This window comes from Corynebacterium crudilactis (genome assembly GCF_001643015.1).
In the GTDB taxonomy this organism is placed as follows: domain Bacteria; phylum Actinomycetota; class Actinomycetes; order Mycobacteriales; family Mycobacteriaceae; genus Corynebacterium; species Corynebacterium crudilactis.
This window is the reverse complement of sequence record NZ_CP015622.1, coordinates 72719-91761: the sequence shown is the minus strand read 5'-3', so window position 1 is coordinate 91761 and position 19043 is coordinate 72719. Positions and strand designations below refer to the sequence as shown.

Sequence of the window (19043 nt, the reverse complement as noted above, 5' to 3'; positions counted from 1 at the left end):
GTTACGTGAGGAGGCGTCGACAAGCACAAACACTTACCGAGCGTAACCCTGCGCACGGCGCTAATGTGAGCACATGCTCGGTGAGAATTCTGGTTTGTTTAAACGCGCAATCGAGCGCGGCGTGGCTAAAGTGCGACGCAATCCGCGGGAAGATTTTGCAGAAGAATTGACGCAAGAATTATTTGATCACGCGACAAACATCACCCTGCCCCTTACTGCAAAGCTCAAGCCCAAGGGCTTTTTTCAGGATGATTGGCGGGCACGACCCACAGGAGCCAGGCCGTGGCCGATCATCCTTATCCATGGATCTGGTGCCAGCAAAGGCTCCTGGGAAGAGCTCGGCACGGAGCTGCGCAGCAAAGGTTGGGCAGTGTTTGCACCTGATTTTGGCACTCGCGCAACCGAGCCTATTGCGGCTTCAGCGGCTCAGATCGGCGCCTATATTGATGCCGTTTTATTAGTAACTGGGTCTGCGCAAGTGGTGTTGATCGGGCATTCGCAAGGCGGTGTTGTGGCGCGTTATTGGATGCGCACTTATGGCGGATACATGAAGGTCAGGCACATGATTTCGATTTCCACACCAAATCATGGAACGCTCATGGGCGGTATTTTGCATCCCATGACCAAGGTGAAATCTGGCGAAGGAACAATCGAAAAACTAATGCATAAACTCTTCGGCCCCACTGGTTTTGAGCAACTGCGTGGGCACGACATCATTGAGTTTTTAGCAGACGGCGGCGACCTGGATCCAGGTGTCACATACACCTGCATCGGCACGCATTTTGATCCTTTTATCCAACCACCAGAAGTCGCATTTCTCGAAGTTGGAGAGGACGATGATTCCGGGCGCGTGCGCAATATTTGGGTGGAGGATGAACACCCACGCGCGATGATTGCGCACAATGACATGGTGCGAGATCCACGCGTAGTGGAAATTGTGCGCGCAGAACTCGACCGCGTGGCACGCCTCGGCTAGTTTGGGGGCATGGTTGATGCTTTCACTGATCTTCGTCGAGAACTCACAAATGCGTTAAGATCCGTGTGGAAAAATCTTCCGACCGATAACGCACCTCAGGCTGATTCGTTGCCGGATGATGTGGTTGATGAGATCGCGAATAATTTTTATCGCAATCCTAAAAACCTCACGGAACTCAATGATGATCAAACGCAGTCCCTGCCAGTTTTAGCACGCATGCGACCCCGTGGGCTTTTTGAAGATGATTGGCGTTCCCGCCCCACCCTGCAGCGCCCCTGGCCAGTCATTTTGGTGCACGGAACTGGTGCGACAAAAGGCGATTGGCAAGATATGGGCGCAGATCTTAGAAGAGATGGGTGGGCAGTATTTGCCCCTGAATTTGGCCAACGCGCCACCCGTGCCGTGGCTGATTCTGCAGCACAAATTGGCGCCTATATAGATACAGTCTTGCTTGCTACCGGAGCATCACAAGTAATTGTTGTCGGGCATTCCCAAGGTGGGGTGCTGCTGCGTTATTGGATGCGTATTTTAGGAGGCGCTTCCAAAGTAAAACACATGGTGTCTTTGGCAGTCCCCAATCATGGCACCACGATGGGTGGAATTGTCAGCCCACTAATTCGCAACAACCGCGGCGAAAGCGTAGTCAATTCCGTAGTGCAATCATGGTTTGGGGAAGCTGGATTTGAAATGATCCGCGACCACGACACCATTAAGGCCATCAATGAAGGCGGCGATTTAGATCCAGACGTTACTTATCTGTGCATCGCCACCCACTTTGATACCGTCATTCAGCCTCCAGAAACGTGCTTTTTAGAGGCCAGGAATGCAGAAGAACTCAAGCGCGTACAAAATATCTGGGTGGAAAATCTAGACCCCAACTCAGTCGTACTCCATGAAGCAATGCCCTATGATTCCCGCGTGCGAGCGCTGGTTAGGGCTGATTTGAGCAGGTTGGTGTCTCAGATTTGAAGTGAAATCTCCTTAGCAAAATCTCGAACGAGTCCTGCAATTGCATCTAGATTTCCATCATCCAATAAAGAAACTCCAATCGAAGCTTCTGGGAAACGGTCTGGCAGGATCAACGGCGCAGCCACTCCGAATACGTTAGGAAGCACCTCCCCATGGCTAATGGAAAAACCACGCTCACGATCAATTTTTACCTCAGCAGAATCTAGTTGTGATGGAGCTCGTCCAGCTAAAATTGCACGGCCACCTGAACCCTGATCGATGGCATGGATACTGCCCGCGGAAAATGTCACATACGGCAGATGCATCATTGGCTGGACCACTTGTTCTGCCATAACTTGAGTGTCAGAAATACAAATCATCACATAGGAAGACGCTTGAGTCAGATTAGAGAGCCTTTGAAGATAAGGGGATACCAAGGCTTTGAGATCAATATCAACAGTCGCCGCTAAAGATATAAGTCCAGAACCTGAAAAGTATCTCTTATTTTCATCGCGTCGTATAAGCCGATGAACTTCCAGGGTTTGCAATAATCGGAAAACAACAGTTGCATGCAGATGCGTCTGGGCAGCCAACTCAGTGAGAGTCAATCCTCGTGATTCGGCTGCCACCGCTTCCAGCACCCTCAGCCCATTATCTAGGGTTTTGGCTCCTACTGGTTTGGTTTCCTCAGTCATCGAATTAGATTAACATCTGCGAGAGGTCTTCAGTTTGTGAAAGTGCAGCTTGAGCACCTGCGATTCGTCCTAAGACCAATCCATTAGTAACTGAATTTCCAGCTCCAACATAACGCTCACCGAGAACGCCTCCAGCAGCCTCACCTGCAGCATAAAGACCGCCGATCAATGCACCGCTGCTATTGAACACCTGGGCGGTGGAATTAATTTGTAAACCTGTGTGGGTACACACTAACTCACCGGGAACAATCTGGACTGCATAAAAAGGGCCTTGATCAATGGGATCAAGCTTGGGATCTGATCCTTTAGACCGCAGTGTGTCATGTCGTCGAAAGTCTTCATCAAACCCGTGTGGAAGCATCTCGTTCCATCGTTTTACTGAATTTTCAAGATTGTTCTGTGGCACACCGATCTTGTCCGCCAGTTCTTCCAGTGTTTCTCCTGAAACAACAACACCCTTGCACACTTCTTCTAAAATACGATCAGGTTGCCAGTCTTCTACATCACTTGGAAGATTCTTGCGTGCATGCTCATCAAAAATTGCCCACACAGTTTTACCAGTGGCTTTCCACTGTCCTTGATTAACTGCATAAGTTGAATCTTCATCCATACAACGAACACCTTGGGCATCAACATAAATCCTGGCAGCAGGAGGAAAACCACTGACCCAATGATGAAACCTCTGAAAACGTGCAGTCAGAAGCAATAAGCCCCAATTTTCACCAAAAACCTTTAAGTCATGCTTTTCCGCAAACCGAAGATGATCGCCCCTTGATCCATCTGCAGCAACGGCAAAAAAGCTTGTTCCGGCATCAAGTGCGTCAGGGAAATACTTACGGATTAAATCTTGATTCTGCGCAAAACCTCCTGAAGCAACAATGACAGCATCCGCGAAGAGGTGCTCATCCCCTACTTTCACGCCCTGAACTTTGTTGTCTTCAATAATTAAATCTGACACACGACAATTCAATCGCACTGGAATTTCTAACTCATCCCGGCGTTTATCTAAGACTTCGACCAAACCTTTGCCCTGGCCTTCTGGCACATGACAACGCTTATTGTTTTCCACTCCGCCTCGTGTCAGTCCAGGCATATGTGCATTAGTGGAATGTTGGGCCGGAACTTGTAATCCCATGTCTAACATCCATTCAAACATTGGTCCAGATTCATGGCAGAAATTCCACACAGGCCCTGGCAGCACTTTCCACTGATTCAGATCCATGTAATGCTGATACATGTCTTCCGCAGAATCATGTACGCCTAAGCTGTTTTGCACACTTGTGCCTGCTGCAACGAGCACTCCGGCAGAACGAATAGTGGAACCACCAATTGTTGGTTCAGCTTCAAGAATTACAACATGTGCGCCATTTTCCTTTGCAGATATCGCGGCAGAGAGGCCAGCTCCACCCGACCCAATCACGATGACATCAAAGTCTTTAGACATGGCGGGAACCTCCATCTACAGAAATACAACTTCCTGTGATGTATCGAGCTGAATCCGAAAGCAAGAACAGGACAGCCGCAAATACTTCAACTGGAGCTCCAATCCGGTGCAAAGGAACATTTCCAAGTGCATGATCTAATGCGCCTTCACGCTCATGAACCCACTGTGTCATTGCCGTATCAATAAATCCTGGCGCAACAGCATTAACTCGAACATTGAAATCACCTAGCTCAACAGCGAGGCTATAAGAAAGCTGCAGAGTACCGGCTTTGGCAGTGTTATAAGATCCTCTGCCCCGTCGAATTCTTAGGGCTGCTACCGAAGCCATATTGACAATAGCTCCGCCACCATGGTCTTTCATATATCCAGCCGCTACCTGCGAACCAAATAATGTTCCCTTGGTGTTCACATCAAAGGCAAGGTCAAATTGTGATTCCGGAATATCTAAGGATGCCGCTTCCGGGAATACGCCGGCATTATTGATCCACCCGTGCAGCCCACCGAATTCTTCAATTGCAGCTGACAATGTCTTTTCATGATCCTGTTTTTTCGTGACATCTGCTACGACACCAATCACCCTGCCATTTTCTGTTTGGAGAACCATTTCAGACAGTTCCTGGTTTATTTCTGCAGCTGTATCAAGCACTGCATCACTCAAATCAGTAATGACAACATTGACCCCGCGGGATGCCAGCTGGGAGGCAAATAGTCGTCCCATTCCTTGTGCAGCTCCCGTTACCACCATAGTTTTTCCAGGCAGATCTGGGTATTGTGCTTCGATTGGGCTGTGGTTGACGTAGTTCTCCATTGTGAAAATTCTTTCCTTTTAAGGTGATTTAGTGTTTAAAATTCAATGCGACGAGAGGCTAGTCGAGGTACGCCATCGGTGATTCGAATTGCGTCAAAAGCTGTAACTGTTCGTAGAATCTTGCATTCTTGTCCTGGTTCGCCTTGGACAACCACAAAATTCAAGATCACTTCGGCTGTTTCTTCTTCTTGGCTGACAATGTGGAAATTAAGCGCCAAGTGCTTAGCTCCAGGACTGCGCACTGGAAAGCTATTGCCAAATGCAATCAATTCTTCTGTGCCCACAAATGCTTTTTCATAGCTGGGAGAAGAATAGGATCCATCTTCTGTGTAGGTGTCTGCCCAGGTCAGTCCATCACCTGTGTCAATTGCCCGGCACTGACGGCCATAGAGGTTTTGCAATAGTGGCATGAGTTCAGCAGTTTTGATCATGAGATTTCCTTTTTAGGCATTAATTCGGTCAACAATTTGTTTGTAAGTTCCGCCTGAGTTCAAGCCACCATCGATAACAATCTCTGTTCCGGTGATATAAGAAGATTGCGAGCTAAGAAGAAAACTAACTACTTCTGCAACTTCGCTAGGCTCAGCAATGCGGTTCAGTGGAATGGCTTTGAGTGATTCTTCGACGAACTCCGTTGACCCCGAATTAAGCAACGGACTAGATACCAATCCGGGATGGATTGAGTTGACTCTGATTCCTTCTTCGCCAAATTCCAAAGCCGCAGATTGGCTGAGTCCGCGAACGCCCCATTTGGAAGTGCCATATGCAGGACCAGAATGTGCCATTAATCCTGCAGTCGAAGACACATTAACGATTGCCGCGTTGTCCGCTTGAGCAAGCAATGAATAACAATATTTCATGCCATAAAAGACACTGTTTAAGTTAATGTTCATAACGCTTAGCCAGTCCTCATCACTTGTATCGACTAGTGATGCACGAAGCGTGCGGCCCGCATTATTCACCAAACCATCCAGTCGACCAGATGTGGCTTTAATCTTCTCGGCCAAAGCTTGCCAAGAACTTGCGCTTGCCACATCCAATACTTCTAAATGGATATCCCCCGAATTTTCTGGCAATGATTCCACTAATTTTTGATGCGACTCAATCAGCTTGTCTTGAGCGATATCTGTCATCCACACTTCAGCCCCCTGAGAAGCCAATACTGCAGATTCTTCCAATCCCATTCCACTGGCTGCGCCAGTAATCAGAATGATTTTCCCTCGATGTAGCTGACTCATAGTGGCAGCTCCTGTCCCTTTGTCTCCTGATAAATCAAGGCAGCAATTACCGTGACCGCGCAACATCCAATGAAGTAGTAAGCAGGAGCAATATTTTGACCAGTTTGAGAAATCAACAAGGTAGCAATGAAGGGAGCGGTACCACCCAAGAGGGTATTTGACGTATTGTTCGCCAAGGCGATACCGGAATACCTAGTTCTAGTTGGCAGCATTTCAGCATAGGCAGCAAATGATGCTCCGTTAACCAAGGAGACCAGGACAAAGAGTACAGATTGGCTAGCTGCAGCCAGGAATGGGTTATCCAAAGACATCAGCAAGAACGCAGGATATCCCAGAATGACACCCAGAATAGAGCCAGTGAGGAAAAGTGGCTTACGCCCAATTTTATCGGCTAGACGGCCAGCAATTGGAAGCGTGATAACGCCGCAGATCATAGCGATACAGGTTGATGTATAAGCCAGTGTCGATGTGTGTCCGCCTACCACCTGCAAATATGTTGCGGCATACACAGAGGCGATGTAGTAGCCGCCCGTGATCATGGCACCCAAAGCAATAATGTTTAAAACTTTGCTTCCAGACTCGGTGAGAAGCACTTTGATAGGCAGAGCTTCCTTTTCTTCAGAGTCTTCCATTTTTTCAAACTCTGGTGAATCTTCAAGACTATTTCGGATGTACAAACCAATAAAGCCGATTACCACAGACAGCAGGAATGGGATCCGCCATGCCCAAGCATCGATTGTCTCAATGGAAACGAATGTAGTTAGGGCTAGTGCCATGAGGGAAGCAAGGAGAGAACCAATATAGGTTCCACTATTGACCATTGAGGTGAAGGAAGCGCGCTTTTTGGTCGGTGCATATTCAGATACAAATGCATTTGCTCCGCCTAGCTCACCGCCAGCTGCAAAACCCTGCAAACAGCGAGAGAGCACGAGAAGCACGGTTGCCCAGATACCCAATGTTGCATAGGTAGGAAGTAAGCCCATCAGTGCAGTAGCTACTGCCATGAGCAAAATGGTCCAGGTCAATGCCTTCTTGCGACCATACTTATCTCCAATATGCCCGAAATAAATGCCTCCGGGAATGCGCATAAAGAAGGCGACTGCAAATGTTGCGAAAGTTCCTAGAAGTGCAGTTGTTTCATTTCCCTGGAAGAAATGCACTGCGAGAATAGTGGCCATATAGCCATAAATTCCGAAGTCGTAATATTCCACAACCGTGCCCAGAATCGCACCTCTAATGACTTTCGCCATCGGAGTTTTGCCCTTAGCCTCCTCAACTACTGGCGGGTTGTACTCATTTGTCAAAGTCATGACCCCTCACTCTCTATTCGTTCCCAAACCATGAAAGTATTTCGATATTCGCAATCACAATGCGAATAAAAGAAAAGTTACATGATGCAAGTCACAATAACAAGGAAATTCACGCATGAACTTTATTTCCCCTGCTTATGGTTTGGATCACAAATAGTAAGAGGGTTTAAAAGGCTTATTTTTAGCAGAAAACTAAATGTCTAAAGCATCCAAAATGTCATCGAAGGCCGGTGCCACGCGGGTTCGCCACAGCACATCAACCCGGTGATCAGCCCGCCCGGGTCCACCATTAATCACGGCAACCGGTTTACCTTGGCGTTGCGCCTCAATCACGATCCGATAGCCACTCATTACGGCGAGAGAAGAGCCGGCGACTAAAACACCGGAGGAGGCGTCGAGAAGCATCTTTAAATCTTTTTTGCGGGCCGGCGGCACGGGCTCACCGAAATAAACCACGTCCGGCTTGAGCATCTGCGAGCCGCAACGCAGGCAGCCGATCATGTGGAAACGGCGAACCTGAGCCTCATTAAGCGAGACATCACCATCCGGATTTACCGCACCCGGCTCCAGTCGAATCGAGGCCACATAGCCTGGATTGGCAGCCTCAAGCCGTTCATCAAAAGGTGCCGATCCTCCCCAAAACCGCAGTTCAAGCACATGACATGCGCAAGATCACCATGCAGCGCAACCAGATTTTCCGTGCCTGCCGCCGCATGTAAACCATCCACGTTTTGCGTCACCACGCCACTCAAAAACCCATGCTGCTCCAACTCCACCATGGCAAAATGCGTGCGATTCGGCCGCGCCTGATCCATCACCCGCCAGCCCACAAACGACCGCGCCCAATAGCGATGCGACGCCGCCGGATCATGCCGAAACTCCTGATACGTCATCGGCCGATGCTTGCTCAAGCTGCCCTGCGGGCCGCGATAATCAGGAATACCCGAATCCGTCGACACCCCAGCGCCAGTCACCGCCAGCACGTTCCCGGCCTTTAATTGCTTTACGACGCCTCCCCTCGCCTCATCCTCCCCCATTGGCTCCACCGTCTCCGCAACGACGCGAGCAATGGATCTCAACGCTGAATTATGGGCAAGAGCAGTGAGTTTATCGAACACATACTTATCCTAAGCCATGATCTAAGTTATAAAATTGTTAACGAATTCTCATCGCTAACATTGGTGCATTTTTATAACTTACGTATTGTTAATGGCTATGAGCTTTCTCAACTCCGCAAAATCCAAGACCGTAGCCCTCACCGCAACCTTCATCGGTGCAGCCACCCTTGCAAGCCCAGCAATCGCATCTGCCGACATCATTGATAACGCTCTCAACGCACTTCCATCCGGCCAGATCAGCTGCTCCCAGGCTGAAAAGTACTGGACTTCTGAAGCTGATTACAACAGCAAAGTAGCCCAAGCCAATGCGCTGGCAATGTTTGATTCTCGTGGCCCACAGATCAAGTCAGCCCTGGCTCGCGTCGAGGAAGCCGCAAACCGTTGTGGACTAAAGGGTGGCGCCGCTCCTGCACCTGCTCCTGCACCAGCACCTGCTCCTGCACCGGGTGGGAACAACGGTGGTGGCGGACAGGCACCTGCTCCTGCTCCTAGCGCTCCTGCGCCTGTGGTAAATCTTGCGCCAGCAGGCACCCCAGCTGTTACCGTTGAGGTCCCAGGATTTGGTGGCGTTCAGCTTCCAGACCTATTCAAGATCGTCCAGGAATTCCTAGCTCAGTTTGGAATCAAGATTTAATATTTTTTAGGTTCTCACAAGGAAGCCCTCCAGAGTATCTCTGGAGGGCTCTTTTTTGGGCTTAAGATGGCATACTTTTTCTATGTCTTCTACTCGTTTTCTCGTTCCACTTGCAGTAAGTTTCACAGTCCTTGCACTTGCGCCCCTGCCCACCAGCCACGCTGCTGTTGGTGCCATGTTGAGCCAAGTTCCTCAAGGTGAAATCTCCTGCGCCACTGCCCAGGCACATTGGACAAACGACGCAGACTACCAAAATAAAGTCGCCCAAGCACAAGCTCTTGCAGCTTTTGATGAGCGTGGAAATCAAATTCTCGCAGCCCTTTCCAGAGTTGATGCTGCTGCTGAAAGCTGTGGATTAAAAGGCACTGTTGGGCAAAGCTCCGGAGAATCTGACTCACTGGACTCCACGGATGCAGAAAGCTCCGAGGCACCTGTAGGATCTAAGCCTTCTGGGACCTCAGGGTCCGCTGAGGCAGGAAACCCATCCACCCCACGCAATGGCGCTAGCAATGACTCCGGTAGCGGTGGAACTGCCGATGCACCTACGACTGATGCACAAGCAATCCTCGGACCAATCCAAAGTGAAACAAGCACCCCAATGAAAACAATTGAAGTGCTCGGCCACGGATCAGTAGAGGTACCTGATGCAGAAGCAATGCTGGAAAATTATCTGCGCCAGCTCACTATTGTCGTCTAATTGCAATGCGGTGCGGAGTGATTAGAATTCTTTTCAGGCACGCTGACCAGTACAAACAGGTCATGAAGTTTTCCCCAGATTAGTAGAAGGATCGCGCACCATGGATGACGACCACGATCTCTTTGATCCGGAAGTTACTGTTACTTATGACCTCCCTGATTCCACAGTGGAGGTTTATATAGACGTGCATCCTCATAATGGAGCCGCATACGATCTCCAGCACATGTCTTTCATCGCAAGCTTAAGAGAATCAGTCACTACTTTCTGTCAGCTTCATCATCATTATCGACAAACTCCAGAACTGCTATATCACTCAGATGGCCCAGTGGGTGCGGTGAAATATTACACGGAACTGGCCTTCGCACATTCCATGATTGATGCGCTGCAAGAAGATCGTGCCAGTACTGATCTCACCCGCAGGGTGCTATTACTAAACCAGCTCGTAGAAAGCCTCAACATTGCGGCACGGAGAAACCCCACTATTGCTCAAGCAGCTGCCACAGCACACTATGCACTGCAGCTTGCTGAAGAGTTCGACATCGCAGGATCTATCGACTGCATTCAAGGTATGGATCGCACAATTCCCCGTGACCTTGGCCGATTTCTCCCCAGCGATCCCGAAGAACAACGTGGCGATGAAGGTAAATGGGTCAGACAATTACGACAGCTCAATGATGACTGCCAGGATTATCCCTATTTCGTCTTTGTCGATGACACCCAAACAGCTGAAGAACACGAACAGGCAGACTTCTTAGACGATAAAAATAAGCTGATCATCAATATTTCAGACGATCGCCTGCGATGGGAACACGTTCACGACGGGCGACGCATCTTCCCGCATACGGTATAAGCCCTGTTGCTAGGCCTGACAGCCCTAAACTAGAGGCCATGTCCGATTGGAACCACAACATCGCGTATCGCCCATGGCTCATGTCAAAGCTCAAGAAAACGCGATCGCTTCTCGACGTCGGCTCCGGCGATCACTCCTTCGCCGCCTATGCCGGCCACCAGGTAGCACACATCGACGTTGTGGATCCGCTTATTAATACGAGATTTGAAGAATTCCAACCCACGCAAAGCTATGATGCAATCACTTTCATCGCTTCTCTCCATCACATGAATACTGAAGAAGCTCTCACTAAAGCACTACGATTACTCAATCCTGGCGGCAAGCTCCTCGTTGTTGGCCTAGCTAAAAACAAGACAGCCACGGATTGGATCATCTCTGGATTTCAGGTCCTTATCTCCCGGCTACTAGGCCTAATCAATAACGAGCAACAAAACTATCTCTTCCCCACCAAAGAGCCTGCAGAGAGTCTTCGAGAGATACGAAAGCTCACTAAAAGACTCCTCCCGCATCGACGTATTCGTCGCGGGATTTACTTTCGTTATCTCTTGGAATGGACCAAGCCTTAAACGGTTATAGAAAGCAAAAAGAGGGGTGGGTAAGACCAACAACAACTGTTGGTCTTACCCACCCCTGTTCATAGAAACACGGATAAGCCCAGCAACACTAAAACGTGTTGCTGGGCTTATCCATCTATCTTTTTAAGTTTTAGGTCGGCGGTAACCTACTCTCCCACACCCTCCCGAGTGCAGTACCATCAGCGTAACCAGGCTTAGCTTCCGGGTTCGAAATGGGACCGGGCGTTTCCCTGCTACTATCACCACCGACACACCTTGTGTCACACCAAACACCAACCAATAAGGTTGGTTGTGTTGTGTCAGATACTGCATAATGGACGCGAGCTTATATTCATTTGCTCTTTGTTACGTTGCGTTACACCACACACTAATCGTGTTGTGGGTGTTGTTATCGGTAAATTAGTACCAGTCACCTCCACACCTTACAGTGCTTCCAGATCTGGCCTATCAACCCCATAATCTCTAGGGAACCTCAAAAGAAACCTCATCTCGAAACAGGCTTCCCGCTTAGATGCTTTCAGCGGTTATCCCTTCCGTACGTAGCCAACCAGCCCTGCTCCTGGCGGAACAACTGGCACACCAGAGGTACGTCCGTCCCGGTCCTCTCGTACTAGGGACAGCCTTCCTTCAAGTTTCAACGCGCGCGGCGGATAGAGACCGAACTGTCTCACGACGTTCTAAACCCAGCTCGCGTGCCGCTTTAATGGGCGAACAGCCCAACCCTTGGGACCTACTCCAGCCCCAGGATGCGACGAGCCGACATCGAGGTGCCAAACCATCCCGTCGATATGGACTCTTGGGGAAGATCAGCCTGTTATCCCCGGGGTACCTTTTATCCGTTGAGCGACACCACAACCACAAGTTGGTGCCGGATCACTAGTCCCGACTTTCGTCCCTGCTCGAGCTGTCACTCTCACAGTCAAGCTCCCTTGTGCACTTACACTCACCACCTGATTACCAACCAAGCTGAGGAAACCTTTGGGCGCCTCCGTTACATTTTGGGAGGCAACCGCCCCAGTTAAACTACCCACCAGGCACTGTCCCCAACCCAGATCATGGGCCAAGGTTAGACATTCAATCCGATCAGAGTGGTATTTCACCAACGACTCACACACAACTAGCGTCACATGATCACAGTCTCCCACCTATCCTACACAAACCGAATCAAACACCAATACCAAGCTATAGTGAAGGTCCCGGGGTCTTTTCGTCCTGCCGCGCGTAACGAGCATCTTTACTCGTACTGCAATTTCACCGGGCCTGTGGTTGAGACAGCAGGGAAGTCGTTACGCCATTCGTGCAGGTCGGAACTTACCCGACAAGGAATTTCGCTACCTTAGGATGGTTATAGTTACCACCGCCGTTTACTGGGGCTTAAATTCTCAGCTTCGCCTTACGGCTAACCGGTCCTCTTAACCTTCCAGCACCGGGCAGGCGTCAGTCCGTATACATCAACTTAAACGTCTTCGCACGGACCTGTGTTTTTAGTAAACAGTCGCTTCCCTCTATTCTCTGCGACCACAACACGCTCCCAACGAAAAGTTGTTCACATATCATGGCCCCCCTTCTCCCGAAGTTACGGGGGCATTTTGCCGAGTTCCTTAACCACAGTTCACCCGAACGCCTTAGTATTCTCTACCTGACTACCTGTGTCGGTTTAGGGTACGGGCCGAATATCAACATCGCTAGAGGCTTTTCTCGACAGTACAGGATCACTCACTTCACCCACGAAGGGCTCCGCATCACGCCTCACACAAAAAACCGGCGGATTTACCAACCAGTCGTGCCACACGCTTACACCACAATCCAATAAGTGGCCAAGCTACCTCACTGCGTCACCCCATCACTTAGCTACTACCAGATCAGGTCCCACGCAACCACACACCACGACAATCAAAGATCATCTATGGGTGCTTATGGGCGGTTAGTATCACTGATTCACCATGGTCGCCAATACTCGGGTACGGGAATATCAACCCGTTATCCATCGACTACGCCTGTCGGCCTCGCCTTAGGCCCCGACTCACCCTGGGAAGATTAACTTGACCCAGGAACCCTTAGTCATCCGGCGGATACGTTTCTCACGTATCAATCGTTACTCATGCCTGCATTCTCACTCGCACACACTCCACACCCCGTCACCAGACTGCTTCAACGCGTGCACGACGCTCCCCTACCCAACAATCTTCAAAAAGATCATTGCCGCGGCTTCGGCGGTGTACTTAAGCCCCACTACATTGTCGGCGCGGAATCACTCGACCAGTGAGCTATTACGCACTCTTTCAAGGATGGCTGCTTCTAAGCCAACCTCCTGGCTGTCTTCGCGACCCCACCTCCTTTTCCACTTAGCACACCCTTAGGGGCCTTAGCCGGCGATCTGGGCTGTTTCCCTCTCGACTACGAAGCTTATCCCCCGCAGTCTCACTGCCGTGCTCTAACTTACCGGCATTCGGAGTTTGGCTGATGTCGCTAAGATTGTAGTCCCGCTAAACCATCCAGTAGCTCTACCTCCGGCAAGAAACACACGACGCTGCACCTAAATGCATTTCGGGGAGAACCAGCTATCACGGAGTTTGATTGGCCTTTCACCCCTACCCACAACTCATCCCCTCAGTTTTCAACCTAAGTGGGTTCGCGCCTCCACAACCTCTTACAGCTGCTTCACACTGGCCATGGGTAGATCACTCCGCTTCGGGTCCAAGACATGCCACTAATTCACCCTAGTTAGGATTCGGTTTCCCTACGGCTACCCCACACGGGTTAACCTCGCGACATGCCGCTGACTCGCAGGCTCATTCTTCAAAAGGCACGCCATCACACCACAAGGATGCTCTGACGGTTTGTTAGCACACGGTTTCAGGTACTATTTCACTCCCCTCCCGGGGTACTTTTCACCATTCCCTCACGGTACTAATCCGCTATCGGTCATATCAAGTATTCAGGCTTACCGGGTGGTCCCGGCTAATTCACAGCAGATTCCACGAGCCCGCTGCTACTCGGGGTATCAACAACCACACACACCACCATGATCTTCGTGTACAGGACTCTCACCTACTCCGGTAGGCGTTTCCACACCACTTCCACTAATCACGCAGCACATGCCAACATCCGGCAGAATGTTAACGCCATTGCCCCACAACCACCTACATGCAACCCCTGCCGGGTATCACACACATAAGTTTTAGCCATCATCCACGTTCGCTCGCCACTACTAACGGAATCACAATTGTTTTCTTCTCCTACGGGTACTGAGATGTTTCACTTCCCCGTGTAAACCTCCACACTGGCTATATATTCACCAGCAGGTAACCACACATTACTGCAGCTGGGTTTCCCCATTCGGACATCCTCGGATCAACGCTTAGTTGGCAGCTCCCCGAGGCATAACGCAGCCTCTCACGTCCTTCATCGGCTTGATATGCCAAGGCATCCACCGTGTGCCCTAAAAAACAACACACACAACACAAAAAACTACCAACCACACACAGTGCGATTGGCGCGTTCGGTTACACAACAAAAAAACAAAAAAATAAAGATGCTCGCGTCCACTATACAGTTCTCACACAACACAACACCACCACCAACAAACATCAATACACACTGTGTATCTCATATTTCTTGCTGATCGTATTCGATGTAGAAACAACCCACACACACTACTTACCGTAATGTTTGCGATGTCATTCCAGACACCCAACAGCATGCCACCTATTACCTAAAACTCTGTTGTCTTAGCTTTTGTCACCCTAGGGGTCATCTCCACCCGATTAATAGTGTGTTGATGGCAACCACGAACGGGTTCCAACACCAACAACCACACACACAACACACAGTGTTGCCGGTGGTTAATAAAGCTCCTTAGAAAGGAGGTGATCCAGCCGCACCTTCCGGTACGGCTACCTTGTTACGACTTCGTCCCAATCGCCGATCCCACCTTCGACAGCTCCCCCCACAAGGGTTGGGCCACTGGCTTCGGGTGTTACCAACTTTCATGACGTGACGGGCGGTGTGTACAAGGCCCGGGAACGTATTCACCGCAGCGTTGCTGATCTGCGATTACTAGCGACTCCGACTTCATGGGGTCGAGTTGCAGACCCCAATCCGAACTGAGGCCGGCTTTAAGAGATTAGCTCCACCTTACGGTGTGGCAACTCGCTGTACCGACCATTGTAGCATGTGTGAAGCCCTGGACATAAGGGGCATGATGATTTGACGTCATCCCCACCTTCCTCCGAGTTAACCCCGGCAGTCTCTCATGAGTACCCACCATAACGTGCTGGCAACATAAGACAAGGGTTGCGCTCGTTGCGGGACTTAACCCAACATCTCACGACACGAGCTGACGACAACCATGCACCACCTGTGAACCGACCACAAGGGAAAACGTATCTCTACGCCGATCCGGTCCATGTCAAGCCCAGGTAAGGTTCTTCGCGTTGCATCGAATTAATCCACATGCTCCGCCGCTTGTGCGGGCCCCCGTCAATTCCTTTGAGTTTTAGCCTTGCGGCCGTACTCCCCAGGCGGGGCGCTTAATGCGTTAGCTGCGGCACAGAAGACGTGGAAGTCCCCTACACCTAGCGCCCACCGTTTACGGCATGGACTACCAGGGTATCTAATCCTGTTCGCTACCCATGCTTTCGCTCCTCAGCGTCAGTTACTGCCCAGAGACCTGCCTTCGCCATTGGTGTTCCTCCTGATATCTGCGCATTTCACCGCTACACCAGGAATTCCAGTCTCCCCTACAGCACTCAAGTTATGCCCGTATCGCCTGCACGCCCGAAGTTAAGCCTCGGGATTTCACAGACGACGTGACAAACCACCTACGAGCTCTTTACGCCCAGTAATTCCGGACAACGCTCGCACCCTACGTATTACCGCGGCTGCTGGCACGTAGTTAGCCGGTGCTTCTTCTCCAGGTACCGTCAAAATACATCTTCGTCCCTAGCGAAAGGAGTTTACAACCCGAAGGCCTTCATCCCCCACGCGGCGTCGCTGCATCAGGCTTTCGCCCATTGTGCAAGATTCCCCACTGCTGCCTCCCGTAGGAGTCTGGGCCGTGTCTCAGTCCCAATGTGGCCGTACACCCTCTCAGGCCGGCTACCCGTCGAMGCCTTGGTAGGCCATTACCCCACCAACAAGCTGATAGGCCGCAGGCTCATCCCACACCGCAAAAGCTTTCCACACCTTCCCTACGAAGATGTGAATATTCGGTATTAGACCCAGTTTCCCAGGCTTATCCCAAAGTGCAGGGCAGATCACCCACGTGTTACTCACCCGTTCGCCACTCATCCACCGAAGCAAGCTCCAGTTTCAGCGTTCGACTTGCATGTGTTAAGCACGCCGCCAGCGTTCGTCCTGAGCCAGGATCAAACTCTCCACAAAAAATGAAAACATTTTTAGGCCGTGAAAAGCCCAAACCTGACAAAAAACAACAACAACCACCCACACACAGTGCGACTAGTTGTAGCTGACATTTCATCAAAAAATTAATGATTACCCACACCCACAACGTGGGCATGGAAGATATATGGGCCTCTTCCCTTGACGGGGAACAAGAAGACCCACAAAAAATAATCATGCCAACAAAATTTACACACCCACCACCGAAATGATGACTATGCTTTATTTACAGTGATGGATACAATTGGCAATCCACCACCCGGCATGACCCACAACCAAAAACACTGTTTCCGGTTGTAGTGACAAATAAAATAAATGGCACACTATTGAGTTCTCAAACAACATACGCACACCATAAGATCATCAACGTTTGTTTGTGTTGGTGTCTTGTTGGCAGCTTGTTCAACGTTACTTCATCTTGTTTACTTTCACCAAATCGGTGTTTGTTGACTTCGATGAAGTGTTGTTGGTTTGTCGAGCGTTTGTTTTCCTAGATCCGCCTCACTGTCCACATAATCTCTTATGTGTTGGGGCGTTGTTGGTCGCGCTGACTGGAATTAATTTACACACCCGCCCATGACTCCGCAACTTCCCAGGTCAAGAGGGCATTTCGTAGTACAGCGGAGTGTGGAGTGAACACCCTGGATTGAAGTTATGCCCGCATCGCGGGCATTTTTGCACCCCGTAGGCCATAAGCTCCCCGCAGTGGCCGCATTGAAGGGAGCTCGGGGCGTCGATAAGCATCTTCCCGAAAGGATGATTGGCAATCTCCTCGTGGCAGCGATGACACGCCCACCACTCGTTGCATGTGGCGCATTTGTTGCCGACGACGTCGAAGGGTCCGTGATAGTGGATGCAGCGGCCGTCACCGTCAATGAGATGGCCACGCATTATCGGCGCCCTAGATAAGAGGAGTCGACGAAACCGTGGCGGGAGCATAAGGCGTCCCACCCGTCGGGGCGGACTTGGACTTTCATGCGCCGACCGCAGAGCTGGCAATAACGGGGTGCTTCCAAACCTGCTCGCGCAGAGGGCGACAGCTTATGTTCACCATCGAAGGGCTTGCCGGTGTTTGGATGAAAGATCGGGGTGTCTGCCAGAATCATGGCCATTTGGAGATCGTCGTTCATGCGCGTGCTTCTTAGATGACCTTATTAAGGACTTTGATGGGCAGCTGGAGACGATCCATCATGTCGAGGTCATCTTCCATTGGGCGGCCGAGCGTAGTCAGGTAGTTTCCGACGATCATCGCATTGATGCCTCCCAGGAGGGCTTGCTCGGAACCCTTGTCGCCCAAAGTCAGCTCGCGACCGCCAGCAAAACGAAGCATGGTGTGAGGCATCGCAAGGCGGAACGCACCAATAGAGCGCAGAGCGTCACGGCTGTCCATCAATTCCCTATCGGCAAATGGGGTGCCCGGGCGAGGATCAAGGAAGTTCATGGGGACTTCGTGCGGATCAAGCTCCGCCAGCTGCACGGCAAACTCGGCGCGCTGCTCTAAAGTTTCGCCCATTCCTAAGATTCCGCCGGAACAGACTTCCATTCCAGCTTCTGCCACCAGGCGCAAAGTTTCGCGGCGCTCTTCCCATGTATGAGTGGTGACAACTTCAGGGAAATAGGAACGCGCAGTTTCCAAATTATGGTTGTAGCGGTGCACGCCGGCAGCAGCGAGGCGATCCACCTGTTCCTTATTTAACGTTCCGATCGATGCTGCGACTTCAATTTCAACTTCAGAGTGAATCGCGAGGACTGCTTCCTCCAGCTGGGTCATGAGCCTCTCATCAGGCCCCTTGACTGCGGCGACGATACAGAATTCGGTAGCGCCAGTTTTTGCGGTCTGTTTAGCGGCTTCAACCAGATTCGGAATATCCAGCCACACCGAACGCACCGGCGATTCAAACAACCCAGACTGTGAGCAGAAATGACAATCTTCAGGGCAACCGCCAGTTTTGAGGGAAATAATGCCCTCGACCTCGATTTCCTCCCCACACCACTTGAGTCGAACTTGGTGGGCTAAATCCATCAAATCCGGTATCTGATCTTCAGGCAAGGTGAGGACTTCCATCAACTGTTGCTGATTAAGGCCAATTCCCTGTTCCAGAACTTGGGTGCGGGCGGTGTCAAGGATGGTGCCGGGGATGGTCATGGGTCTCCTAAAGGCTGGTTGTCAATAACTGCGCGCTTAAAAATTGAGCACACTTAAGAAGAATTGGGCACGCGCATGCAAAATGACACGTGCCTTAAACGACAACCTTAACCCATGACTTGAACAGTGTTCAAGAATTTTTGAACACTGTTCAAAAATGGCTGATTAACAGCGCGGTTGAACGGCCTTGCTAACAAGCGC

15 protein-coding genes, 3 rRNA genes and 1 pseudogene are annotated in these 19043 nt (G+C 50.5%); 6 read left to right on the top strand and 13 right to left on the bottom strand.

Annotation, left to right across the window (positions count from 1 at the left end):
* The first annotated feature begins 73 nt into the window (after positions 1-73).
* Together ccrud_RS00450 and ccrud_RS00445 are read left to right on the top strand one after the other, a co-directional pair.
* Positions 74-976, top strand: coding sequence for an esterase/lipase family protein (locus tag ccrud_RS00450; RefSeq protein ID WP_066563321.1), 903 nt, complete (start codon positions 74-76; stop codon positions 974-976).
* Positions 977-985: 9 nt separating this feature from the next.
* Positions 986-1945 (top strand): esterase/lipase family protein, encoded by a 960-nt coding sequence (locus tag ccrud_RS00445; RefSeq protein WP_066563318.1) that lies wholly within the window; start codon positions 986-988, stop codon positions 1943-1945.
* Here the strand turns inward: ccrud_RS00445 and ccrud_RS00440 are convergent.
* From ccrud_RS00440 to ccrud_RS00410, 7 genes and pseudogenes are all read right to left on the bottom strand, one after another.
* The gene (locus ccrud_RS00440; RefSeq protein WP_066563315.1) at positions 1936-2619 is read right to left on the bottom strand and encodes an IclR family transcriptional regulator; all 684 of its coding nucleotides are present in this window, start codon (positions 2617-2619) and stop codon (positions 1936-1938) included. The two genes, ccrud_RS00445 and ccrud_RS00440, sit on opposite strands and share 10 nt — an antisense overlap.
* Positions 2620-2623: 4 nt before the next feature.
* Positions 2624-4063, bottom strand: a complete 1440-nt coding sequence (locus ccrud_RS00435; RefSeq protein ID WP_066563312.1) for an FAD-dependent oxidoreductase — start codon at positions 4061-4063, stop codon at positions 2624-2626.
* Positions 4056-4871 (bottom strand): SDR family NAD(P)-dependent oxidoreductase, encoded by an 816-nt coding sequence (locus tag ccrud_RS00430; protein WP_066563309.1) that lies wholly within the window; start codon positions 4869-4871, stop codon positions 4056-4058. The genes ccrud_RS00435 and ccrud_RS00430 overlap by 8 nt, the downstream gene beginning before the upstream one ends.
* A 35-nt stretch (positions 4872-4906) precedes the next feature.
* Positions 4907-5302 (bottom strand): nuclear transport factor 2 family protein, encoded by a 396-nt coding sequence (locus ccrud_RS00425; RefSeq protein WP_066563307.1) that lies wholly within the window; start codon positions 5300-5302, stop codon positions 4907-4909.
* Between the two features lie 12 nt (positions 5303-5314).
* The gene (locus ccrud_RS00420) at positions 5315-6109 is read right to left on the bottom strand and encodes an SDR family NAD(P)-dependent oxidoreductase (protein ID WP_066563304.1); all 795 of its coding nucleotides are present in this window, start codon (positions 6107-6109) and stop codon (positions 5315-5317) included.
* A complete protein-coding gene (locus ccrud_RS00415) occupies positions 6106-7419 on the bottom strand; it encodes an MFS transporter (protein ID WP_082868764.1) in 1314 nt (437 codons plus the stop codon). The genes ccrud_RS00420 and ccrud_RS00415 overlap by 4 nt, the downstream gene beginning before the upstream one ends.
* 192 nt (positions 7420-7611) lie before the next feature.
* Positions 7612-8456 (bottom strand): annotated as a pseudogene (locus tag ccrud_RS00410) (Sir2 family NAD-dependent protein deacetylase).
* A gap of 178 nt (positions 8457-8634) precedes the next feature.
* On the opposite strand from ccrud_RS00410, the gene ccrud_RS00405 reads away from it, so the two are divergent.
* The 4 genes from ccrud_RS00405 to ccrud_RS00390 all read left to right on the top strand — a co-directional run bounded on the left by ccrud_RS00405 (position 8635) and on the right by ccrud_RS00390 (position 11284).
* Positions 8635-9171 (top strand): hypothetical protein, encoded by a 537-nt coding sequence (locus ccrud_RS00405; protein WP_066563302.1) that lies wholly within the window; start codon positions 8635-8637, stop codon positions 9169-9171.
* Between the two features lie 82 nt (positions 9172-9253).
* Positions 9254-9868, top strand: coding sequence for a hypothetical protein (locus ccrud_RS00400; protein ID WP_066563301.1), 615 nt, complete (start codon positions 9254-9256; stop codon positions 9866-9868).
* Between the two features lie 100 nt (positions 9869-9968).
* Entirely contained in the window at positions 9969-10718 is a 750-nt protein-coding gene (locus ccrud_RS00395; protein ID WP_066563300.1) for a hypothetical protein, read from the top strand.
* 38 nt (positions 10719-10756) lie between these two features.
* Positions 10757-11284 carry a class I SAM-dependent methyltransferase gene (locus ccrud_RS00390; RefSeq protein WP_066563296.1) on the top strand — a complete coding sequence of 176 codons (528 nt, stop codon included), beginning with the start codon at positions 10757-10759 and terminating at the stop codon, positions 11282-11284.
* A gap of 142 nt (positions 11285-11426) precedes the next feature.
* Here ccrud_RS00390 and rrf read toward each other — a convergent pair.
* The 6 genes from rrf to bioB all read right to left on the bottom strand — a co-directional run bounded on the left by rrf (position 11427) and on the right by bioB (position 18842).
* A 5S ribosomal RNA gene (gene rrf, locus ccrud_RS00385) occupies positions 11427-11543 on the bottom strand.
* Positions 11544-11672: 129 nt separating this feature from the next.
* A 23S ribosomal RNA gene (locus ccrud_RS00380) occupies positions 11673-14750 on the bottom strand.
* A 405-nt stretch (positions 14751-15155) separates the two neighbouring features.
* Positions 15156-16678 (bottom strand): 16S ribosomal RNA (locus tag ccrud_RS00375).
* The 16S, 23S and 5S rRNA genes sit together here, the layout of an rRNA operon.
* 615 nt (positions 16679-17293) lie before the next feature.
* Positions 17294-17587, bottom strand: coding sequence for a CHY zinc finger protein (locus tag ccrud_RS14805; protein ID WP_011265456.1), 294 nt, complete (start codon positions 17585-17587; stop codon positions 17294-17296).
* Positions 17587-17826 carry a biotin synthase auxiliary protein BsaP gene (gene bsaP / locus ccrud_RS14800; RefSeq protein WP_011013366.1) on the bottom strand — a complete coding sequence of 80 codons (240 nt, stop codon included), beginning with the start codon at positions 17824-17826 and terminating at the stop codon, positions 17587-17589. Before bsaP ends, ccrud_RS14805 begins: the two co-directional genes overlap by 1 nt.
* 11 nt (positions 17827-17837) lie before the next feature.
* Positions 17838-18842 (bottom strand): biotin synthase BioB, encoded by a 1005-nt coding sequence (gene bioB, locus ccrud_RS00365; protein WP_066563290.1) that lies wholly within the window; start codon positions 18840-18842, stop codon positions 17838-17840.
* Positions 18843-19043: the final 201 nt, after the last annotated feature.